This is a genomic window from Acinetobacter sp. WY4 (genome assembly GCF_018438165.1).
Taxonomy (GTDB): domain Bacteria; phylum Pseudomonadota; class Gammaproteobacteria; order Pseudomonadales; family Moraxellaceae; genus Acinetobacter.
In genome coordinates this window covers 1,573,366-1,592,514 of sequence record NZ_CP053947.1, presented here as the reverse complement: position 1 = coordinate 1,592,514, position 19,149 = coordinate 1,573,366, and the positions used below count along the sequence as shown (strand labels likewise).

At 45.1% G+C, this 19,149-nt stretch carries 24 protein-coding genes; 5 read left to right on the top strand and 19 right to left on the bottom strand.

Annotation, left to right across the window (positions count from 1 at the left end):
• Window positions 1-8: 8 nt before the first annotated feature.
• Window positions 9-632 (top strand): MotA/TolQ/ExbB proton channel family protein, encoded by a 624-nt coding sequence (locus tag G4D73_RS07505; protein ID WP_005250649.1) that lies wholly within the window; start codon window positions 9-11, stop codon window positions 630-632.
• Window positions 632-1,036, top strand: coding sequence for an ExbD/TolR family protein (locus G4D73_RS07500; RefSeq protein ID WP_004278434.1), 405 nt, complete (start codon window positions 632-634; stop codon window positions 1,034-1,036). Before G4D73_RS07505 ends, G4D73_RS07500 begins: the two co-directional genes overlap by 1 nt.
• Before the next feature lie 64 nt (window positions 1,037-1,100).
• Here the strand turns inward: G4D73_RS07500 and msrA are convergent, their stop codons facing one another.
• The 7 genes from msrA to G4D73_RS07465 all read right to left on the bottom strand — a co-directional run bounded on the left by msrA (window position 1,101) and on the right by G4D73_RS07465 (window position 5,593).
• On the bottom strand, window positions 1,101-1,625 hold the full coding sequence (gene msrA / locus G4D73_RS07495; RefSeq protein ID WP_213686432.1) for a peptide-methionine (S)-S-oxide reductase MsrA: 525 nt from the start codon (window positions 1,623-1,625) through the stop codon (window positions 1,101-1,103).
• 110 nt (window positions 1,626-1,735) lie between these two features.
• A complete protein-coding gene (locus tag G4D73_RS07490) occupies window positions 1,736-2,197 on the bottom strand; it encodes an META domain-containing protein (protein ID WP_004647415.1) in 462 nt (153 codons plus the stop codon).
• A gap of 102 nt (window positions 2,198-2,299) precedes the next feature.
• Window positions 2,300-3,349, bottom strand: a complete 1,050-nt coding sequence (locus tag G4D73_RS07485) for a DUF4105 domain-containing protein (RefSeq protein WP_213686431.1) — start codon at window positions 3,347-3,349, stop codon at window positions 2,300-2,302.
• A gap of 23 nt (window positions 3,350-3,372) precedes the next feature.
• A complete protein-coding gene (locus G4D73_RS07480; RefSeq protein ID WP_004278430.1) occupies window positions 3,373-3,885 on the bottom strand; it encodes a dihydrofolate reductase in 513 nt (170 codons plus the stop codon).
• Window positions 3,886-4,084: 199 nt separating this feature from the next.
• Window positions 4,085-4,927 (bottom strand): thymidylate synthase, encoded by an 843-nt coding sequence (thyA, locus tag G4D73_RS07475; protein ID WP_213686430.1) that lies wholly within the window; start codon window positions 4,925-4,927, stop codon window positions 4,085-4,087.
• Between the two features lie 336 nt (window positions 4,928-5,263).
• Window positions 5,264-5,464 carry a lipocalin family protein gene (locus G4D73_RS07470; RefSeq protein ID WP_005250658.1) on the bottom strand — a complete coding sequence of 67 codons (201 nt, stop codon included), beginning with the start codon at window positions 5,462-5,464 and terminating at the stop codon, window positions 5,264-5,266.
• Between the two features lie 3 nt (window positions 5,465-5,467).
• Complete coding sequence (locus tag G4D73_RS07465; RefSeq protein WP_005245940.1) at window positions 5,468-5,593, bottom strand: lipocalin family protein; 126 nt, start codon at window positions 5,591-5,593, stop codon at window positions 5,468-5,470.
• Window positions 5,594-5,992: 399 nt separating this feature from the next.
• On the opposite strand from G4D73_RS07465, the gene G4D73_RS07460 reads away from it, so the two are divergent.
• Window positions 5,993-6,508 (top strand): hypothetical protein, encoded by a 516-nt coding sequence (locus G4D73_RS07460; protein ID WP_005107935.1) that lies wholly within the window; start codon window positions 5,993-5,995, stop codon window positions 6,506-6,508.
• 18 nt (window positions 6,509-6,526) lie between these two features.
• On the opposite strand, the gene G4D73_RS07455 is transcribed toward G4D73_RS07460, so the two are convergent.
• The 3 genes from G4D73_RS07455 to lgt form a co-directional block, all read right to left on the bottom strand.
• A complete protein-coding gene (locus tag G4D73_RS07455; RefSeq protein ID WP_005250661.1) occupies window positions 6,527-6,913 on the bottom strand; it encodes a hypothetical protein in 387 nt (128 codons plus the stop codon).
• On the bottom strand, window positions 6,906-7,298 hold the full coding sequence (locus G4D73_RS07450; protein ID WP_191112037.1) for a hypothetical protein: 393 nt from the start codon (window positions 7,296-7,298) through the stop codon (window positions 6,906-6,908). Before G4D73_RS07450 ends, G4D73_RS07455 begins: the two co-directional genes overlap by 8 nt.
• Window positions 7,299-7,390: 92 nt before the next feature.
• On the bottom strand, window positions 7,391-8,200 hold the full coding sequence (lgt, locus tag G4D73_RS07445; protein ID WP_005250665.1) for a prolipoprotein diacylglyceryl transferase: 810 nt from the start codon (window positions 8,198-8,200) through the stop codon (window positions 7,391-7,393).
• 93 nt (window positions 8,201-8,293) lie between these two features.
• Here lgt and G4D73_RS07440 point away from each other — a divergent pair, with 93 nt between their 5' ends.
• Window positions 8,294-9,073: an NRDE family protein gene (locus G4D73_RS07440; protein WP_191112039.1), complete on the top strand. Its 780-nt coding sequence runs from the start codon at window positions 8,294-8,296 to the stop codon at window positions 9,071-9,073.
• Window positions 9,074-9,128: 55 nt separating this feature from the next.
• Here G4D73_RS07440 and G4D73_RS07435 read toward each other — a convergent pair whose 3' ends face one another.
• From G4D73_RS07435 to tatA, 4 genes are all read right to left on the bottom strand, one after another.
• Window positions 9,129-11,381, bottom strand: coding sequence for a PhoX family protein (locus G4D73_RS07435; RefSeq protein WP_213686429.1), 2,253 nt, complete (start codon window positions 11,379-11,381; stop codon window positions 9,129-9,131).
• 199 nt (window positions 11,382-11,580) lie between these two features.
• Window positions 11,581-12,357 (bottom strand): twin-arginine translocase subunit TatC, encoded by a 777-nt coding sequence (gene tatC / locus G4D73_RS07430; RefSeq protein ID WP_180037958.1) that lies wholly within the window; start codon window positions 12,355-12,357, stop codon window positions 11,581-11,583.
• Window positions 12,354-12,776: a Sec-independent protein translocase protein TatB gene (gene tatB / locus G4D73_RS07425; RefSeq protein ID WP_213686428.1), complete on the bottom strand. Its 423-nt coding sequence runs from the start codon at window positions 12,774-12,776 to the stop codon at window positions 12,354-12,356. Before tatB ends, tatC begins: the two co-directional genes overlap by 4 nt.
• Window positions 12,777-12,785: 9 nt before the next feature.
• The gene (tatA, locus tag G4D73_RS07420) at window positions 12,786-13,004 is read right to left on the bottom strand and encodes a Sec-independent protein translocase subunit TatA (RefSeq protein ID WP_004729524.1); all 219 of its coding nucleotides are present in this window, start codon (window positions 13,002-13,004) and stop codon (window positions 12,786-12,788) included.
• Window positions 13,005-13,190: 186 nt separating this feature from the next.
• Between tatA and G4D73_RS07415 the strand changes: the two genes are divergently transcribed.
• The gene (locus G4D73_RS07415; protein WP_213686427.1) at window positions 13,191-14,072 is read left to right on the top strand and encodes a permease; all 882 of its coding nucleotides are present in this window, start codon (window positions 13,191-13,193) and stop codon (window positions 14,070-14,072) included.
• 113 nt (window positions 14,073-14,185) lie between these two features.
• Here the strand turns inward: G4D73_RS07415 and rdgB are convergent, their stop codons facing one another.
• The 5 genes from rdgB to leuA all read right to left on the bottom strand — a co-directional run bounded on the left by rdgB (window position 14,186) and on the right by leuA (window position 19,066).
• Entirely contained in the window at window positions 14,186-14,812 is a 627-nt protein-coding gene (rdgB, locus tag G4D73_RS07410) for an RdgB/HAM1 family non-canonical purine NTP pyrophosphatase (RefSeq protein ID WP_213686426.1), read from the bottom strand.
• 103 nt (window positions 14,813-14,915) lie between these two features.
• Window positions 14,916-15,506, bottom strand: coding sequence for a tetratricopeptide repeat protein (locus G4D73_RS07405; protein ID WP_213686425.1), 591 nt, complete (start codon window positions 15,504-15,506; stop codon window positions 14,916-14,918).
• Window positions 15,503-16,096 (bottom strand): methionine biosynthesis protein MetW, encoded by a 594-nt coding sequence (metW, locus tag G4D73_RS07400; protein ID WP_004278415.1) that lies wholly within the window; start codon window positions 16,094-16,096, stop codon window positions 15,503-15,505. The genes G4D73_RS07405 and metW overlap by 4 nt, the downstream gene beginning before the upstream one ends.
• Window positions 16,096-17,256: a homoserine O-succinyltransferase MetX gene (gene metX / locus G4D73_RS07395; RefSeq protein ID WP_213686424.1), complete on the bottom strand. Its 1,161-nt coding sequence runs from the start codon at window positions 17,254-17,256 to the stop codon at window positions 16,096-16,098. The genes metW and metX overlap by 1 nt, the downstream gene beginning before the upstream one ends.
• 112 nt (window positions 17,257-17,368) lie before the next feature.
• Window positions 17,369-19,066 carry a 2-isopropylmalate synthase gene (leuA, locus tag G4D73_RS07390; RefSeq protein WP_213686423.1) on the bottom strand — a complete coding sequence of 566 codons (1,698 nt, stop codon included), beginning with the start codon at window positions 19,064-19,066 and terminating at the stop codon, window positions 17,369-17,371.
• Between the last annotated feature and the right edge of the window lie 83 nt (window positions 19,067-19,149).

Genomic DNA, 19,149 nt, shown 5'->3' with positions numbered 1-19,149 from the left:
GTTCGAATATGAACTTTTCAGTTTATTGGCAACACGCTGATGCAGTCAGTAAAACGCTGTATTTCGTGTTATTGGCAATGTCGATTGCGACATGGACCATATTTGTGCTGCGTTTGATGGGCACTCGCCAACTGAAACAGATTGCCTATGCTCAGTTATCTAAGGCATTGGAACAACTGAAAACCAAACTGGCTCCTTTGGGCTTTGAACAGCGTAAGGCAGTGGCAGAACAGGCGCTGTTACGCCAGATTTCAGCAGAAAAAGCCAATGCCGAAAAAGGTGTATCAGTTTTGGGTACCATCGCATCGATCTCTCCATTTGTCGGTTTGTTCGGTACGGTATGGGGCATCTTCCATGCGCTGGTTGCTGTTGGTAAAAGTGGTCAGGCTGGTCTGGCACAAGTAGCAACTCCAGTCGGTGAAGCCTTGATTATGACGGGCTTAGGTCTGGCAGTCGCAATTCCTGCGGTACTGGCTTATAACATCTGTGTACGTGCTAATCGTGGCTTGGCTCATGAATTACAGGATCAGGCACACGGTCTGTTGATTGATACCATGCTGCAACAGGAATCTGCTGCAAAAAAGTCTGATGAAAAAGTAACACAACAGAGTTTCGTGGGAGGTCAAGCTTAATGGCTTTTCAACTGGGTGAAGACAACGATGTAGGCATGAATGAGATGAACCTCATTCCCCTCATCGACATTATGTTGGTATTGATGATCATCTTTCTGGTGACAGCGACCGTTGCGAACCCATCAATTCCATTAACCTTGCCACAAACGACTGCGGAGATTATCGATCTGCCGCCTGAAAATGTCACGATTAGCATCAATGCCGAAGGTGACATTGCCTGGAATGGTGATGTATTGACGCTGGAACAGCTTGAAACCCGTTTTAATGAAGCGGGCCAAGCTGAACGTCAGCCGACCATTGTGTTGAAAGCGGATAAAGAATCACGTTATGACTCGGTGGCGCAAGTCATGTCGCGTGCGAGTGGAGCCGGACTCAGCGATATTGCCTTTGCAACCGATAACTAAGATTCAGATAATAAAAAAAGTGACTGCAATCAGTCGCTTTTTTTATGCTCATTTTTCATGAAACTTAATGGGTTTTTAATAAGGTGGTAAATTTGCTGCGTAATTTGTTCAATTTTGGCGGAATGGCAAAATTGCAATAGCCCTGGGTCGGATTCTTGGCAAAGAAGTTTTGATGATAGTCTTCCGCCGGATAGAAAGTCGGGGCAGGGCTCAATTCAGTTACCACATTGATGCCATCGGCTTTCAGGGCATCCATCGCCTGCTGCGCCTGTTGCTGCTGTTCATCATTCAGATAATAAATTACAGAACGATACTGGGTGCCGACATCATTGCCTTGACGGTTTAATGTGGTTGGATCATGGGTCGCAAAAAAGACATCGAGCAATTGGTTATAGTTAATCTGGTTTTCATCGAAATCGATCAGAATGACTTCGGCATGGCCGGTATCGCCACCACAGACATCATCATAGTTTGGCTGAGTTGTGTGCCCACCTGCGTAACCGCTGACGACTTGCTGAACTCCCTGAATCTGTAAAAATACGGCTTCAGTACACCAAAAGCATCCCCCACCGAAAAGTGCCTGTTGCATGGTTGATTCCTCATTCAATTAAATAACTCAATCGGGCTGATGGTTAAATTCCAGCTCATCAGTATGAAAGATAAAAAAGCCTGTCCATACAGGCTTTTTGTAGGGAAGTATTAACGCGGCTGAACAGCACTTTCCAGCTGGATCAAGAGATTTCCATGGCGATCCAGTAATTTTAAGGTTTTACCAAACACTTGATAATGAGTCACTTTGGCTAAAGCTTCATTAAATTTCTGATCAAGCTGATCGTTGTTCATGCAAGCCATACGGGTAGTGGCCATCTGGCTCAGGGTCAGCGTGTCTTTTGCTGCTGTGTAGCTGCCCATAATCCGGTTACAGCTATCTGAACCTGAAACGCGCTGGGTACTGGCATCAAATTGCAGACTCGGAACATTGCGTGCGGTTGGCACCGTCTTGATTTCAGTATTGCCAATCTGGGTTGCAATCCAGATACGATTTTGCAAAAGTTGTAAATGATTCGCGGTTTGTGTCGTGGCTGTATTGGGTACAGTTTCGCAGCCCATGACCGTTAAAACCGAGCCTAAAATCGCGATTGCAGTTAATTTTTTTAGCATGAGAGATACTCTGATCATTGACTAGCTGTTTGTATATAAACAAAAAAATGATCAAGGTTCCAGTTGATTTTGTATCTTTATTGAAGTGGATTTGCTACACAGTTATTGCATGTCGGGTTTTGGTAGGCCCTGCCGGATCAGGCGTGAATAGTCCTGACTGGAGAGATTAGCGGTGCGTTCTACCCGTGGATTGACATGTGCCCGTTGATACCAAGTGTGCATATCCCAAGACTGTTCCAGTACTTTAAGATCATAGAGATAATTCGGTAAATAGCCGGAGGCCAGCAACCGGTAATCTGAGGGTAGCTGTTGTTGCGATATCGCCTGAACCATATCAAAGACTAGTGTGGTGCAATTACTGGTCAGGGTATTGTACCATTTTGGCTTTTGGGCCAGCTCATCGGCATGACGCAGATATTCCTTGAATAGCGCTTTAGCCTGAGCTTGCGGCATTTTGACTGGGAAAAAATAGACCTGTTCACCACGGACATTGCTACGGGTATAGACAATATCCTTTTCATCCGATGCGACCAGACTCAGTTCATATTTTCGGAAAAAGCCACCAATCGCTGAAAACTCTTCATTCTTTTCCTTACGGATTTCAATCGAGAAGGTGAGTGGCTTTTGATTGGCAAAATCGAAGCTGACCAGGGTATGGGCAATTTTAGGCCCCATCCAGTAGGAAGTAATGATGTTCACGCCAGTAATCTGATTCAGATCAAAACTGCGGCTTTCCCAGCGTTCGATATAGCGACCATCGGCCTGCCAGTCAAAGTTGCGGATATTGTGTAAGGTAACCTGATCGCCTTGCTGCTCATAATGCAGAAGCTGGGAAACCTCAGGATTCCACTCTCGATCCTGACGCGCTTCCAGACTGAAATATCCCAGCAGACAGAATAAAAAGGCCAGAAGATAAAGAACGCTATCCACTTGGCGGGAGATCAGATGCCGGGTGAAATAAATCCCGAGAACGACCAGCGCAAAGGTCAGCCAGAGTCCAATCAGCATCAAGCTGCCGATTTTTCCGAGGGGTTGATGAACCCAGAGCATCAGGCTGAACCACAGGCTCGACAGAAGGACGAATAAAGTAAACAGGCTGCCCAGTAGCCACAGACTCCAATGTCTGGAGATGTATTCGCGTCCCTGCATCATCACTTTTTCATGAGAAATAGGCTTTATTTTCTGTAGGTTGCGAACTCAAAAGCAATGCCGGTTTTGTCGTCGATATGTTGCTCGGCAGCGACTTTTTTAAATTCTGCTGGAATCGCTGGATAATAGGCATCGCCCTGTACATCCAGTTCGACATGGGTCAGTTCCAGACGGTCTGCAATATCCATAGTCTGTTTAAAGATTTCACCACCACCAATGATGAAAATGGTTTCAGGTTTTTCTGAAGCCTTTACATCTGCAACGGCCTGACTCAGCGCATCTTCAATGCTATAAGCGACTTTGGTGCCTGCAAATGCCCAGTCTGGATCACGGGTAATGACCCAGTTCACGCGTTTAGGCAAGGTACGTCCCATCGATTCTAGTGTCTTGCGACCCATCACCACCACACCGCCTTGGGTGATTTCCTTGAAGTGTTTCAGGTCGGCAGAGATATGCCAAGGTAGGTCATTGCCCTTGCCGATACAACGCTGCTGATCCATGGCGACGACGTGTACAACTTCTAAATCTTGAAATGACATGTATTGATCCTTCTCATCAAACCCAAAGCCCTTCGTGTAATTTTTTACTGGTACGAAGGAGAGGTTCACAATTTATCTTGATTGCCTTCACGCTTTAGGGCCGGGAATATATTTTGAAAGGAGTTGGCGATTCACGCGTGGTAAAAGGCCTCTCCCTAGCCCTCTCCGAGGAGGAGAGGGAATTTTATAATAAAGAAAATTAAACAGCGACAGGGGCTTTAATTCCTGGATGAGATTCATAACCGACAATTTCGATATCTTCAAATTTGAAATCGAACAGGTCTTTGATCTCAGAATTTAGTTTTAATTGACAAAGGCCTAATGGTTCACGGCTGAGCTGTAACTGTGCTTGTTCAAAATGGTTGCTGTACAAATGGGTATCGCCGCCAGTCCAGACAAAATCACCAACTTCCAGATCACAGACTTGCGCAATCATATGCGTCAACAAAGCATAGCTGGCAATATTAAATGGCACACCTAAAAATACATCGGCACTGCGCTGGTACAGCTGACAAGACAATTTGCCATTGTGTACAAAGAACTGGAACAGGGTATGGCAAGGGGGTAATGCGACCTGCCCCGCTTCATTCGGATTCCAGCCAGAGACAATCAGACGGCGCGAATTTGGATTGGTTTTAATTTCATTGATCAACCATTTGATCTGGTCAAAACCGTCCTGATTATAACTATTGTCTGCATTTTTGCTGGCCCCAAAATTACGCCATTGGTGGCCGTAAACTGGACCCAGTTCGCCTTCAGGACGGCCAAAACGCGCAGTCTGTTCTGCGGTCGCCCATTCGTCCCAAATCGAGACTTTATTGTCTTTTAAATACTGAACATTGGTATCGCCTTTCAGGAACCACAACAGTTCGATCACGATAGAGCGGAAATGAACTTTTTTGGTGGTCAGTAAAGGAAAACCTTGGGAAAGATCAAAGCGCATCTGATGACCAAATACCGAACGTGTACCTGTACCGGTACGGTCGCCTTTATCGCCGCCGTTGTCGAGGATATGTTGTAATAGGTCAAGATATTGGCGCATAGGTCTCTCTTAAAAATTTGTTTAAATTACCTTTTTTTCAGCAGAAAAAGTTTATCTCGGATAAATCCACTTTCTGTCGAGCTGGGTAAATTGAATTGAATGCATCATAACATTTTTTTCTAATATTTCTGATATTGCATCTTCTGCAAAAAAGATCGGCAAGCACCCAATCAAAAAAAAATACCCAGTGCGGGTGCTTGTTGTAGAAAAGGTTTAAGCGGTTTTGTGGCCAGTATGCGCTGTATGAATCAGATCAGACAGATCATAACCTAAGGGTGCTGCATAACTTAAATATTCGCGTTGAGTCGCTTCGTCCAGACTGGTGTCGCGATGTAATCACCATAAATATTCTTTATTTGGCTCGCCCACGAGTGCCGTCTGATAATCCGGATCGATTTTTAAGACCCAATAATCGCCCTTGGTAAACGGGATCCCATGCAAGCCTTCAGGTAAAAATCTGATTTCAAGCTTGGCATGTTCTGCATCGACAATGATCGCTTCAGCAATGGCTTCATCCACCTTGCCATTTTCATTCAAGCTCTATACCGCAGAAATATCGGTGCTGTCTTCAGGTTGGCGCTTCATCGGCAAGTGTGCAATGTCATACCAGGTACTTAAATATTGTTCTAAATTAAAATTTGAAACGGTACTTAAAGTCTGACTCATTTTTCTTCTCCGTTTAGTTCAAGGTTTAAAAATGCCGCATCAGTGTAATACAGGCGGTAAAGCTCAAAATGATGTAATCATGTGGTGAAATGCTGTCTGAAAATGGCCGAGCTACAGATTAAATCCACACGTTTGAGTAGAAAAAGATAAGGACTCATTTTGCGTATTTCAGGCTGAAAAAGCTTTGCAAGGCATTGGAATTGGCTTTGCTTTACATTTTTTTTGCAAAGATGATGGGTTTTGTAACTGTATGAGAAAGAACGGCTTAATTTGAATGCCGGAAAAATAGACAAATTTATTTACATTTTTAATGTGAAAGATAACATTTAAACGACTAGTATTCTCGGCTTGTTAACAATATGAAAGCCTAAATTACAGGCGAGGAGCGGTTGGTAAGGCATGATCTATGATCATCAAGTAAACATGAGCGAAGTATATGCTCCTGTCCAAGCGAATATCATGGTGCGTTCCCAATCGGAGCAAAGACCTAAAAAGTCATCCCAAAAAGCCACTGTCCGTAACGCTTCAGGCGTAAGCAATGGCCATCGTATCAATATCGAGAAATTTACCAGTTATCTGCAAGGCATTACCCGAAATACCAGTACACAGAAATGTGCGCGCAGTATTCGTGTCGGTCTGCAATCTTCTGGTGCGAAAATTGTGAATCATCCGGTCGCAGCGGCAGATTGGGGAAGTACCCTGATGCAGCTGGGTTATAAGAAAATTAATGCTTCTTTTGATCGGCCGAAAAAAGGCGATATCTATATTATTGACCGTACTCAGGGACATAAATATGGACATATCGCGGCTTATTCAGGTAGTGCCTGGGTATCAGATTTTAAACAGCGAGATCATGCGGTTTATCGCAATAAAAACGTGACTTATAGTTACTATCGTCTGGAAACTTACTTTTAAGAAAACACTGCGAAGTGATCAGTCCTCAAAACGCTTCGCACGGCTTTCATAGATTGAAACAATAAATAATCCAATCGCGGCAAAGCCAAGACATTGCAGACCCAAGGCAAATTTGCCCCATTGCTGGTGCTGTTCTGGCAAATAGCCAAACAGGGTAATTAAGGCAATGATGGGAATGACCCGGCTCAAGGCGCTAAAGCCATTTGCATAGGGATTGGATTTTGAGATTTTCAGGCGAAAATGGTGCAGTAAATGTACGACAATTCCAATCGCTAAACTCACCCCAACAAATACTGGATCTAACTGGGCCACAGTCGATGCCGCATAAATAAAAATACAGGTCGCGATGACAACGATGAGTTTGATTTGACGGCTACAGCGTTCCGAATACCAGAACTCAAGCATGGGGTGAACCCGAATCTGATTTGTTCTGATTGAGCAGGGATAGTGGAGAAAACAGGCAAATCGCCAGTGCCATAAATGCAATGCCTTGTGCACCCGGAATCAGGATTTCACCCTGTTGCATATTCATAAAAACTAAAGCAATCAATAAGGCAATTGGAATCCAGGTCAGTAATCTATACAGCAAACCGGTCGGGTTTTTGCTGGAAAAGTGGATTTTGCAGTAACGGCAGATCAGAAAAATGATGCCGGTACCGACAAACATCAGAATCGAATCTAAGGGCAGTGGTTCCATCCAGTACAAGCCTGCAGCTGTCGCTGCAATCACAATAAAGATCAACAGTTTTTTGAGAACAGATACCTGCGGATTAAACCAGAACTCAAGCATAATGATGAAAGAATAGAAGAGATAATCGGCACTTTAGCATATTTTGAGTATAAAAAAGCGAGGCCTTTGCCTCGCTAAATTACGCGATTTTCTCAGCTATTTTTTTGTGGACCCCAGTCATATATTTTCTTCTGATAGGCATACCACATCATCCACAAGCCAATCAGGATCATTGGTAGGCTCAGGAATTGTCCTTTGCTCATCCAGCCAATAAACAGTTGGCCATTGTCCGGCTCACGGAAGAATTCAACCACAAAACGTGCCAAGCCATAACCGATCAGGAACAGCGCAGAAACTGCCATACGTGGACGTGGCTTCGAGCTGAACCACCACAGTATAATAAACAGGATCAGGCCTTCACATAGTGCCTGATAGAGTTGAGATGGATGACGAACCAGTTGCAGCGGATCGGTCGGAAAGATCATGCCCCAGGCAAAGTTTGGGTCGGTGACCTGACGGCCATACAGTTCGCCACCAATAAAGTTACCAATTCGGCCAAACATCAAGCCTGTCGGTACGCAAGGTGCGATAAAATCCAGAGTCTGGAACCAGGTCATCTTATATTTCTTGCACCACCACAACATGGCCAGAATGACCCCGAGGAAACCGCCATGGAAACTCATACCGCCGGTCCAGATCTGGAACAGCCATAAAGGATCGGCCAGGAACTGAGAAAAACCGTAGAAGAAGACATAACCGACACGGCCACCGATGATCACACCGAGTGCACCGAAGAAAATCAGGTCAGACACCATATCCGGTGTCCAGCCACGTTGTTTGGCGCGAAACGTCGCCAATCCCCAGGCAAATAAAAATGCCAGTAAGTACATCAGTCCATACCAGTGGACTTGTAAGGGCCCGAGCGAAATCGCGACGGGATCAATATTGGGATAGGTGAGCATTCCTGTTCCTTGTGATTCTGTTTTGCACAGATTTTAGCTTAAAGCAAAGAAAAATGTTGTACATTCAATGTGTAAAGATCGAGAGCGTAAATTATGTGTATCGTGGCATTGGCTTGGCGGGTTCTGGATCAGAGCTCATTATGTCTGATTTCAAATCGGGATGAGTTCTATCAGCGTCCTACGCAGGAGCTGCATGAATGGGAGAATAGTCCGATAATTGCCGGACAGGATCTACAGTCGGGCGGCACCTGGATGGGGATTACGGCTTCCAGTCGCTGGGCGGTGATTACCAATTTTCGTGATGGGCAGGACAAAGGGCATTATCCGACTTCACGTGGACATATCATCCAGAACTTTTTAGATTCTGACTTAACGCCGATTCGTTTTGCTCAAGATCTGGAACAACGCCAGTGTGACTATGCCGGCTTTAACCTGTTTATCGGCGATCAAGATCAGGCGGTGTATATGAGCAATCGCGGTGAAGCACCACAAGTACTGGCCCATGGCGTCTATGTGGTTTCGAATGGCCTGATGAGTGAAGACTGGTACAAGACCCGACATTTACGTAAACGCTTTACCCAGGAATTTTTACCGATGCTGCAACACCAGGAGATCGCAGAAGCAGATTTGTGTCATGCAGTCTGGGATATTCTGGAAGATGAACGTAAGGTGATTCCTGAACTTCTGCCAGATACCGGCATCTCCGTGGAAATGGAACAGCTGCTGTCTTCGACTTTTATTCAGAGTCCGGCCTATGGCACCCGCTGCTCAAATTTTTTGAGAATGCAGCAGGGACGATGGCACTGGATCGAGAAGTCACAACAAGGTGCGACCGCAGGTCAAACTATTGAGAAAATAATTAGCCTGAAATAATCACCGGATATAAAAAATGCCGACTTGACGTCGGCATTTTTGAATAACAGCTTTTTTATACGCTCGCTTGTTCCAAAGCCTCACCCGCAATGGCGCCACCATCTTTACGGGTAATGACCACAGTTGCAGAGCGAGGTACTTTGCCTAAACGGCTATAACGCTCGCTTTGGTTGGCTGGCCATGCACCCCCTGGATGCTGAACGTTGACAAAGATCGCTTTATAGTCCGGGGTAATAGTCACGCCAGTAATTTCACAACTCGATGGACCAGTCAAAAAGCGACGAACACGATCATTGCTGAGTTTGGCACCAACAAAGGTTTCCTGTCCTTCTGCTTTGGTGCTGGCTGCAAGCGCTTTAGCACCATCACCCACAGTACCCGGAAGTGCTGCCAACATCATGCAGTTGGTTTCATCGGTGTACTGACCATCATCCGTCTGAATCCACAGAATACCGCGCGGATCGAACCACATGCCATCCGGGCTGGAGAAGTCATTTAAATCATCCAGACCTGACAGGTTGATGTTAGAAGCAGCACGTGCTTCTGCACCGAACAGGAAAATATCCCAAGCAAAACTTGTCGCTGTAACTGTATTTTTAGCTTCACTGAAACGAATGATATGACCATTCATATTGCCTGAATTGCTGGCGCTTGAACCTTTAAAGTCGATGTAGCTACGTGGGTTGGCAGCATCAGTTTCATATGCACGACCACGGTTGCTGTTGTTGGTTAAGGTTACATACACTTCACCATTTTCGGGATTCACGGCAACCCATTCTGGACGGTCCATTTTGGTCGCACCAACATGGTCAGCAGCAAGACGGGCATTGATGACGATGTCATCCTGGCCTGCAAATGGATAGATTTCATTGGCAGTAGTTAAACCATTTTTGCCATGAGTCAGTTCTAGCCATTCACCTGTACCGTCATCATTGAATTTAGCGACATATAATGTCCCTTTATCCATGTATTTATCACCAGCAGTATAACCACCATTGACGTCCTTCGGATCCCAGACGGCTTCAGAAACAAATTTATAGATATATTCGCCGGTCGCGTCATCACCCATATAGAACGCTAATGGCTGACCCGGAATAGGGTTGCTACAGCGGCAGTCTTCGTGTGCAAAACGACCCAGTGCAGTACGTTTAACTGGATGTGTAGTCGCGCTAAATGGATCAATTTCTACAATGAAGCCACAGGTATTCATGACATTACGATAATCTGCTAAAGCATTTGCGCCTTTAACTGAAATATCCCAACGATCATAAAGCCCTTTATCACCGGTTAATTCAGCAACAGGAGTATTCCAGCGGTACTGAGACGAACGGGCATCAGTACCACCACGACCATAACGTGATAATGAAATTTCTTCTTTTGCAATAGCGCGGGTGTCATTGGCTTGACGAGCGAAATAACCACTCCAGTTTTCTTCAGCCGTTAAGTAAGTTCCCCATGGCGTATAACCATTACCACAGTTTGCAAAGGTACCGCGAGTCAACGTCCCATCTGGTGAGAAAATAGTTTTGACTAAGTCAGAACCACGCGCTGGTCCATTAATTTCCATCTCGGTTGCGGCAGTGATACGACGGTTAAAATTAGAATTCAAGTTGATTTTAACGTCTTGTGTATTTGCATCTTTGCTAATCTCAATAACAGAAACACCATGTGCATTCACTTCACGGAGTACCTGATCTTCTGGACGTACACCATCGATGGTAATTGTACCTTCTGGTGTATGGAGCTGAGATTGTTGTAGATATTCGTGGTTTAAAACAAGTAAACCTTGTGTTGATTCTTTGGCAGCATAATTTTTGTTGGTTGGATGCATACCGAAGAAGCTCATACCATCATGGTTATCGCCTGAACGGAACTGGTAAGAAGCACCAGAAGCTAAGGTTGCATCGGTCTTTTCTGGATACGCAGGGTTGATTGGATCACCGACCGCATATAGCACTTTAAGCTCATAACCTTCAGGAACACTAAAGAAGTTTTGGGTATTCTTGCGAACCGGCTCAAAGGCTAATTTATTCGGACGTGCTTTTAGATCACTCCATGCATGTTGATCTGGGCTGGTGGTGTCTGGCGGTGTCGTTGGATTACTGTCAGGAGTACCAGAATCATTATCATCATCTGAACAACCACTTACTGTTGCTGCAAATGCTAATGCCATTGCCCCACTTGTAGTTTTCGCAATAAAGCTACGACGACTAGTATATTGATCCAGAATCGTTTGGAAGTGTGTGTTATTTGAGTTATTACTATCTTCAACCAGATCCTGGCAAGGTATCATGTCTTCGTTTTTCATTTTAAAGTCCCAATTAAAAAATAAGTACTTGGTGGTGTAGAAGTTTTCAATATCTTAAGCTTGGGATGTGACAGTAATCTTAAGAAAATGTTTCATTAAAGTTAAATAAATTCAGTACGTTATTTAAAATTAAAAAAACAAAAAGACAGCCAGAGCTGCCTGAGTAAGTCGATATTTTTGTTGTTTTGGCTGGTTATTGTTATTCAGTCTTTAACCGACGTTTTTCAATCAGTTTCCCTGCCAGCAAACCCAGTTCAAACAGTAGCCACATCGGGACAGCCAGCATGATCATCGACAGGGCATCCGGAGGGGTGACAAACATCGCTACAAAGAAGCAGCCCACAATAATAAAGCGCCGTTTCTCTACCAGAGTCTGTGTCGAAACTGCGCCAATCAAGATCAGAACCAGGGTAATAATAGGAATTTCAAAGGTAAAACCAAAGACCAGAAACAGCTTTAAACAGAAGCTGAGATAACTGTTAATGTCGGTCATCGGTGCCACAGTTTCCGGCGAAACACTGATAAAAAAATGCAGAATTGAGGGCAATGCCACAAAGTAGGCAAAGCTGATGCCGGTATAAAACAGCACGATACTGCCGATCAAAAGTGGCAAGGCCAGGCTCTTTTCCTTGGCATACAGCGCAGGCTTAATAAAGGTCCAAAGCTGATACAGGATAAACGGCATCGCGATCATCAGCGCGACAAAGAAGTTCAGCTTAAAAGGTGCCATGAAGGTTGCAGTGACATCTGTGGCAATCATGGTTGAGCTGGCAGGTAGCTGTGCACGCAAGGGTTCGGACAACCCTTGGTAAGTCTGATTGGCAAAGGGTAATAAGCAGAAAAACAGGCCAATCAGGACAGCAACCACTTTAAACAGATGCTTTCTTAAGATGATCAAATGCTGGGTAATCGGCATCTGTTCAAGATTCAGCGCTGCAGCATCATTTGAGGCGGGTGTGGTCGGTAAGGATGTCATACGGCCACCTTCATTTTTGTATAGCGTTGTTCTGAAATCATGGTTTGAATTGCTGTAGGCTTAGGTAAATACACGGAGGATACGCGCTGTTGCACCGGCTGATAGCTGAGCAAGGGCTGAGCAGACTGAGGTTTTATTTTTACTTGATCAGCTGCAATCGGCTGCTGCAAATCTGTCATTTGTGCCTGCATCTTGGCTTCCAGTTCCTGAATCCGTTGCATTTCAGCTTGCATCTGTTCACGTAGCTCGGACAGGCGCAATTCACGATCAAGATCATTCTGAACATTGCTCACCATACGCTTGATCTTGCCGTACCATGTTCCGACAAAACGTACTGCTTCCGGAAGCTTATCTGGTCCAAGGACCAAAAGCGCAATAATCCCGAAAATCAGCAGCTCGGTCATTCCGATATTGAGCATAGCGAACTCTTAACTTTTAACCGAATGTTCAGGCGTTTTGACCTGGGCATCAATGGTGCGCGGCTCTGCAAGCTTGGCCTGTTCAGCCTCTTCATCTTTGACTGATTTTTTAAAGTCTTTAATCGCGCCGCCGACGTCTTTACCCAGATTTTTAAGTTTTGATGTACCGAACAATAAAATCACCACAATTGCAAAAATCAGCACATGCCAAATTGATAATCCTGCCATTATTTTATCCTCTATATTTTATGTACCTATCTCAGCAGGCTTGTATGACAGCGCGGTGACGCTTTGATGACAGTTTGCCGACACGGCAGCAGGGGAATGAATCACTCATATAAAAAAATTCATAATTCAATGAAAAGTATGCTGTGCTAGCATACAGCCTGATATGGAAATCTCAGCAGCATTGTCATGGCCTTGATTCTTCCCCTCCTGTCTTTTCTGATCGGTTATTGGGGTGTGCAATATTTAAAACCGGTTCGCCCTCTCTTGGCAGCTTTATTGGCACGGGTCCTGATTCCGGTACTGATTATTTACAATATGGTGTTTTACCAAGAGGGCAGTTTGTGGCTGATTGCCTTCAGCTTTTTCTGTTCCTGCGTATTCTTTGCCTTGTTTTATTTCACCCTGAAAAATAAACTGCGTGCCTTATGCCTGAGCTATTTAAATGGGGCATGGCTGGGAATTCCTTTTGCACTGGCAGTTTTTGGCCCGCAAGCGACCAGTACCATAGTTGCCCTGTACATCGGTGGTTCCTTGTTTGGCAATGTCTGTGCGGTGATGGCAGTCAGTGAAGCCAGACAAGATAGCGGCTATATTTTAAAGAATGTGCTGCTCTCACCACCTGTGGTGGCACTGTCTGTAGCAGCTTTATTATCATTTTGGGATTTGAGTCATTGGCAGCAAGTGCCTGGGATAGAGATACTGTATCAGGCCAATAAAGTACTGGTCACTTTTAGCGGCATGTGTGTGCTGGGAATGTGGCTGAGCAATGTGCGGATCAGCCGCTTCGATTTAATGCGTAGTCTGCAACTGATTTTTTATAGAGGGCTGTTTGCGGTTTTGCTGTGTGTTGCCGCCTATTATTATTTACCTATTCCGCAGCAGACGCTGACTTATACGGTAATGCTGATGTTCTTTTTATTGCCGCCTGCAGCCAATATTGTGGCACTGGAAACCCATTATCAGGGAACGGGCCATTCCGCCAAATATATTGCCTCGGGGACTTTGGCCAGCGCAATCTTGATTGCCTTATATGGGGTAATCGTGCATGCGTTGATGCCTACACTATAGATTCCCTCTCCTTTTAGGAGATGAGAAACGCTGTTTCGCAACGGGGGAGGTGTATTTTAAAAATCCCTCACCCCAGCCCTCTCCCAAAGGGAGAGGGAAAAAATATGAAAAACTTACTTCGCCAAACTCGCTTTAAACAACTGCATCGCCTGACCGCGATGACTGATTTTATTCTTTTCTTCCTTGCTCATTTCTGCACTGGAAATTCCTAATTCCGGTAACCAGAACAAGGGGTCATAGCCAAAACCATTTTCACCACGTGCAGCTTCCAGAATTTCCCCGTGCCAGATACCCTGAAAGACTTGTGGTAAGGGATCTTCGGCATGTTGGACCAGTGCCAGTACACAAACAAACATACCCTCGATCGCTTCACCTTCTTGGCGTAAGGGTTTGAGATTGGCCAGCAGTTTTTCATTATTGGCGGCATCATTGCCATGTTCACCGGCATAACGTGCTGAGTAGATCCCAGGAGCTCCGCCAAGAACTGGCACACAAATGCCTGAGTCATCGGCAATCGCCGGTTTACCTGAGATTTTAGCCGCGTGGCGTGCCTTGATAATGGCATTTTCAACAAAGCTTAAGCCATCTTCGATCGCATCTTCGATATTCAATTTGCCTTGAGCCACAACTTCAACCGGTAGTTGTAGCTCGGTAAACAGTTTTTCAAACTCGGCAATTTTACCTTTGTTATTACTTGCCAATACCAGTGTGCCTTGGGATAACCAGTCAGTTGCAGCCATGTTAAAACTCATTATTAGATAAAGAATGGGCGCTATTTTAGCAATGGAACAGGAATTTGCGGCAATAAAAAAGCACCCGAAGGTGCTATTTATACAATTCGGCTTATTGTGCCTGAATCCATCTGTCGGCACGGTCACGCGCCTGACGGATCTGTTCTTGGGTCAGGTTGGCCGCTAAGGCAGTTTTCTTGCCTTCAGATAAAGTAATCACTTTATTGTCGAGCATGCCATCACGGGTAGACAGTTCATACCACTGGTAAGCGCCCATATAGTTTTTCTTTTTCTCTTCCATCATTGCCAGGTTAAAGCTGGCACGGTTATCGCCACGGCTGGCCGCTTTTTCAAAATACTGACGCGCCAGCGCTTCATCTTTTCTGGTACCAATGCCATCGGCCAGCATACGGCCGACATTCAGCTGGGCAACTGCCAGACCTTGATCCGCAGCAGCTTTATACCAGGCAAAGGCCTGACGTTCATCTTTCTGGATGTCTTTACCATACTGGTATTTGGTGGCCAGATAAAACTGTGCACCAGCCTGACCGGCTTTCGCCGCTTTGGTCAGACTATTGATATCCATGATGGAATACTGAGCCGCTTGACTGGCAACAGATGGACTCGGTGCAACATAATCTGCATGGGCTTGCATGCCAAAAAGTCCCGCCAGTAGCGTCGTACTTAATAATAATTTTTTCATAGCGCGCTCACTCGATAAATTGCGACTTCACCAAATAGATTAGGGAGATGCTTGCTCAGCAAACTATCTTCTTGATTCCCGTTCACAGCGAGTCGATTAATAATTTTGATATTATTTTCCGCACAAAGTGCTTCAAAATCACGAAATGTACATAAGTGGATATTCGGGGTGTTATACCACATATACGGCAAGGCTTCAGAAACCGGCATTCTCCCTTTGATTGCCAAGAAAGACCGGGTCTTCCAATGTGCAAAGTTCGGAAAGGTAATAATGGCCTGTTTCCCCACACGCACCATATCACGCAATAATACGTCAGGTGCATCTACAGCCTGCAAAGCTTGTGCCATGACCACATTGTCAAAAGACTGGTCGGCAAAACGGCTTAAACCAAGGTTTAAGTCTTGCTGGATGATATTTAACCCGCGACTGACTGCAATTGCAATCTTTTCCTGATCAATTTCTAATCCATATGCACGAATATCGTGCTTTTTGCTCATTTGTGCCAGCAGTTCACCATCGCCACAACCAAGGTCGAGTACGCTAGAACCGGGCTTAATCCACTTTTCAGCGAGTTGTTGATCGATACGCATTATACGGCCTCCTTTGGTGTTGCTTTCAGGTGTTCTTCACCTCCCAGGAATGCACGCAAAGATTTTACATAGAGCGGAATAGGGAACAGGAAAGAGTCATGACCCTGTTCTGCATCAATATCCAGATAGCTCACAGGTTTGTGATTGCTGATCAAGGCATCCACGATTTCCTGTGAGCGGGCAGGGGTAAAACGCCAGTCAGTCGTGAATGACACCACCAAGAATTTGCACTGGGTATTGGCCATGGCTTTTTTGAGCGACTGTTCATATTCACGCGACGGATCAAAGTAATCCAGTGCCTTGGTCATGATCAGATAGGTATTGGCATCGAAGTTACGGCTGAACTGTTCACCCTGATAACGCAAATAGCTTTCGACCTGAAATTCAACATCGAAACCATACATAAATTTGCCTGATTTCAAATCGCGGCCAAACTTCTGCTTCATGGCTTCTTCGGACAGGTAAGTAATATGGCCCACCATACGTGCCAGAATCAGGCCACGTTTGGGATAGCTGTCATTTTCCAGATAACGGCCATTATGGAAATCTGGGTCTGACAAAATCGACTGACGTGCTACTTCGTTAAAGGCAATATTCTGTGCAGAAAGTTTCGGAGCGCTGGCAATAATCACGCATTTTCTTAAACGGTTTGGATAATCCACTGACCATTGCAATGCCTGCATGCCACCTAGTGAACCGCCAATGATGGCATCCCAGATATCAATCCCTAAACGGTCAGAGAGCAGGGCTTGGGTTTTGACCCAGTCACGGACCGTAACCAGTGGGAAATCCGGACCATACGGGCGGTTATCATTTTCAGGATTGGGTGAGGTTGGGCCGGTAGAGCCATTACAGCCACCAATATTATTCAGTGAAACCACAAAGAATTTTGAAGTATCAATGGCTTTGCCGGGACCAATGCATGAATCCCACCAACCGGCTTTTTTATCATCTTCATGATGATAGCCAGCAGCATGGTGATGACCGGAAAGGGCATGACAAATCAGAATGGCATTGGACTTATCGGCATTGAGTTCGCCATAAGTTTCAACCATCAGTTCAAAACGTGGGAGGATGCGACCGCATTCAAGCTCTAACGGCTCTTCAAATTGGAACTTTTGTGGGACAACAATGCCCACTGAGTCAGCTGGAAAAGACACGGGGAGGATTCGCCTTAAATCTTTAGTATGAATAATAAAAGGATACCATTTGCCGGTATCCTTCTAAAGTCATTTTAGTGCTATGAATTATCGCAAATTCTAATACAGCCGTTTAGACCGCAGCAGCAATCACCTGATCAGTGCTTAACACACCCTGATCAATCAGGCGATTGGTCGAGGCAATAATTGCTTCAATGGAAGAGGTTATGATGTTGTCATGTACCCCGGCACCAAAGGCAGATTTACCGGTACCTTTCACTTGAAGTTCGATCAAGGCTAAAGCTTTGGCATGTGCACCCGAACTGATGCTGCGCTCTTCATAGTTCACCACGTCAATCGGCAAATGAAGTGCATCCAAAATCGCAGAAATTGGACCATTGCCTTCACCACGAACACGACGTGACTGGCCATCAATTTCAAGATCAAGCTCAATCACCTGATTGCCATTGTCATCTGACAATTTGTAGTTTTTCGCAGAATAGTGAACGTTTTTAGCATCCACATAGGTTTCCTTGAACAACTTCCAGATTTCGGTCGCGCTGATTTCAGTGCCTTGCTCATCGGTACGTTTTTGTACGATCTGAGAGAATTCAATCTGTAAACGACGCGGCAAGATCACGTTGTAGTTCGATTCTAACAAGTAAGCAATACCGCCTTTACCTGATTGTGAGTTAACACGGATCACGGCGTCATAATCACGGCCTAAATCTTTCGGGTCGATTGGCAAGTACGGCATATCCCAGATTTCTTCGTTTTTCTGGAACTCGAAACCTTTTTTGATGGCATCCTGATGCGAACCCGAGAATGCAGTAAACACCAAATCACCGGCATAAGGATGACGCGGGTGCACAGGTAAACCAGTACATTCTTCCACAGTCGCAATGATTTCATTGATGTTGGAGAAGTCTAAGTTTGGTGCTACACCTTGGGTATACATGTTCAAGGCAATCGCAGCCACGTCGACGTTACCGGTACGTTCACCGTTCCCAAACACACAGCCTTCAACCCGGTCAGCACCGGCCATAATCGCTAATTCTGAAGCGGCAATGCCACAACCACGGTCATTGTGACAATGCACAGAAATAATCACGCCGTCACGACGCTGAATGTTACGGTGCATCCATTCAATTTGATCGGCATAGATGTGTGGGCCTGACACTTCTACCGTTGCAGGCAAGTTTAAGATCACTTTATTGGTCGGTGATGCTTCCCAGATTTCTGTGACTGCATCGCAAACATCTTTCGCGACTTCTAATTCGGTTGCAGTAAAACATTCCGGGCTGTACTGAAATACGAATTCAGTTTCCGGCTGTTTTGCGGCATATTCTTTCACTTTTTGTGCAGCATTAATGGCTAACTGTTTTGCACCCTCAACATCAACATTCAAGACTTTATTGCGGAAGGTCGGCGAGTTGGAATTATAGATATGTACAATGGCACGTTTTGCGCCTTGTAAAGATTCAAAGGTACGTTGAATCAAATGATCACGTGCCTGAACCAATACTTCGATATAAACGTCATCCGGAATATGACCTTCTTCAATCAATTTACGGGTGAAATCGAAGTCAATTTGCGATGCTGACGGGAAGCCGATTTCAATATGCTTGAAACCGATTTTCACCAACATCTGGAACATCTTGAATTTCTGCTCCATGTTCATTGGCTCAAAGATCGCTTGGTTACCGTCACGCAGGTCGGTACTCATCCAGATTGGCGCTTTATTGATTTCGTTGTTCGGCCATTGACGGTCTGGTAAGTCCACACGTTGATACATGCGACGGTATTTTTTACTTGGATCAGCCAACATCATGAGAGAGCTCCTTATGCTAACTTGGGTACCGTAATCTTGGTTAAAGCGGTGCTTGGGTCAGCGGCATAGATTTTGTCTATTCA

Excerpts from the sequence above, each read along its gene's own strand:
- G4D73_RS07415 (WP_213686427.1), top strand. The coding sequence starts at position 13,191 with ATGGCCTTGATTCTTCCCCTCCTGTCTTTTCTGATCGGTTATTGGGGT.
- thyA (WP_213686430.1), bottom strand. The coding sequence starts at position 4,927 with ATGCGCCAATATCTTGACCTATTACAACATATCCTCGACAACGGCGGC.
- G4D73_RS07505 (WP_005250649.1), top strand. The coding sequence starts at position 9 with ATGAACTTTTCAGTTTATTGGCAACACGCTGATGCAGTCAGTAAAACG.
- G4D73_RS07435 (WP_213686429.1), bottom strand. The coding sequence starts at position 11,381 with ATGAAAAACGAAGACATGATACCTTGCCAGGATCTGGTTGAAGATAGT.
- G4D73_RS07480 (WP_004278430.1), bottom strand. The coding sequence starts at position 3,885 with ATGTCATTTCAAGATTTAGAAGTTGTACACGTCGTCGCCATGGATCAG.
- G4D73_RS07455 (WP_005250661.1), bottom strand. The coding sequence starts at position 6,913 with ATGCTTGAGTTCTGGTATTCGGAACGCTGTAGCCGTCAAATCAAACTC.
- tatA (WP_004729524.1), bottom strand. The coding sequence starts at position 13,004 with ATGGCAGGATTATCAATTTGGCATGTGCTGATTTTTGCAATTGTGGTG.
- G4D73_RS07460 (WP_005107935.1), top strand. The coding sequence starts at position 5,993 with ATGATCTATGATCATCAAGTAAACATGAGCGAAGTATATGCTCCTGTC.
- metW (WP_004278415.1), bottom strand. The coding sequence starts at position 16,096 with ATGCGTATCGATCAACAACTCGCTGAAAAGTGGATTAAGCCCGGTTCT.
- G4D73_RS07440 (WP_191112039.1), top strand. The coding sequence starts at position 8,294 with ATGTGTATCGTGGCATTGGCTTGGCGGGTTCTGGATCAGAGCTCATTA.
- lgt (WP_005250665.1), bottom strand. The coding sequence starts at position 8,200 with ATGCTCACCTATCCCAATATTGATCCCGTCGCGATTTCGCTCGGGCCC.
- G4D73_RS07490 (WP_004647415.1), bottom strand. The coding sequence starts at position 2,197 with ATGCTAAAAAAATTAACTGCAATCGCGATTTTAGGCTCGGTTTTAACG.
- leuA (WP_213686423.1), bottom strand. The coding sequence starts at position 19,066 with ATGATGTTGGCTGATCCAAGTAAAAAATACCGTCGCATGTATCAACGT.
- G4D73_RS07450 (WP_191112037.1), bottom strand. The coding sequence starts at position 7,298 with ATGCTTGAGTTCTGGTTTAATCCGCAGGTATCTGTTCTCAAAAAACTG.
- G4D73_RS07500 (WP_004278434.1), top strand. The coding sequence starts at position 632 with ATGGCTTTTCAACTGGGTGAAGACAACGATGTAGGCATGAATGAGATG.
- tatB (WP_213686428.1), bottom strand. The coding sequence starts at position 12,776 with ATGCTCAATATCGGAATGACCGAGCTGCTGATTTTCGGGATTATTGCG.
- msrA (WP_213686432.1), bottom strand. The coding sequence starts at position 1,625 with ATGCAACAGGCACTTTTCGGTGGGGGATGCTTTTGGTGTACTGAAGCC.
- G4D73_RS07465 (WP_005245940.1), bottom strand. The coding sequence starts at position 5,593 with ATGAGTCAGACTTTAAGTACCGTTTCAAATTTTAATTTAGAACAATAT.
- rdgB (WP_213686426.1), bottom strand. The coding sequence starts at position 14,812 with ATGGCTGCAACTGACTGGTTATCCCAAGGCACACTGGTATTGGCAAGT.
- G4D73_RS07405 (WP_213686425.1), bottom strand. The coding sequence starts at position 15,506 with ATGAAAAAATTATTATTAAGTACGACGCTACTGGCGGGACTTTTTGGC.
- G4D73_RS07485 (WP_213686431.1), bottom strand. The coding sequence starts at position 3,349 with ATGATGCAGGGACGCGAATACATCTCCAGACATTGGAGTCTGTGGCTA.
- tatC (WP_180037958.1), bottom strand. The coding sequence starts at position 12,357 with ATGACATCCTTACCGACCACACCCGCCTCAAATGATGCTGCAGCGCTG.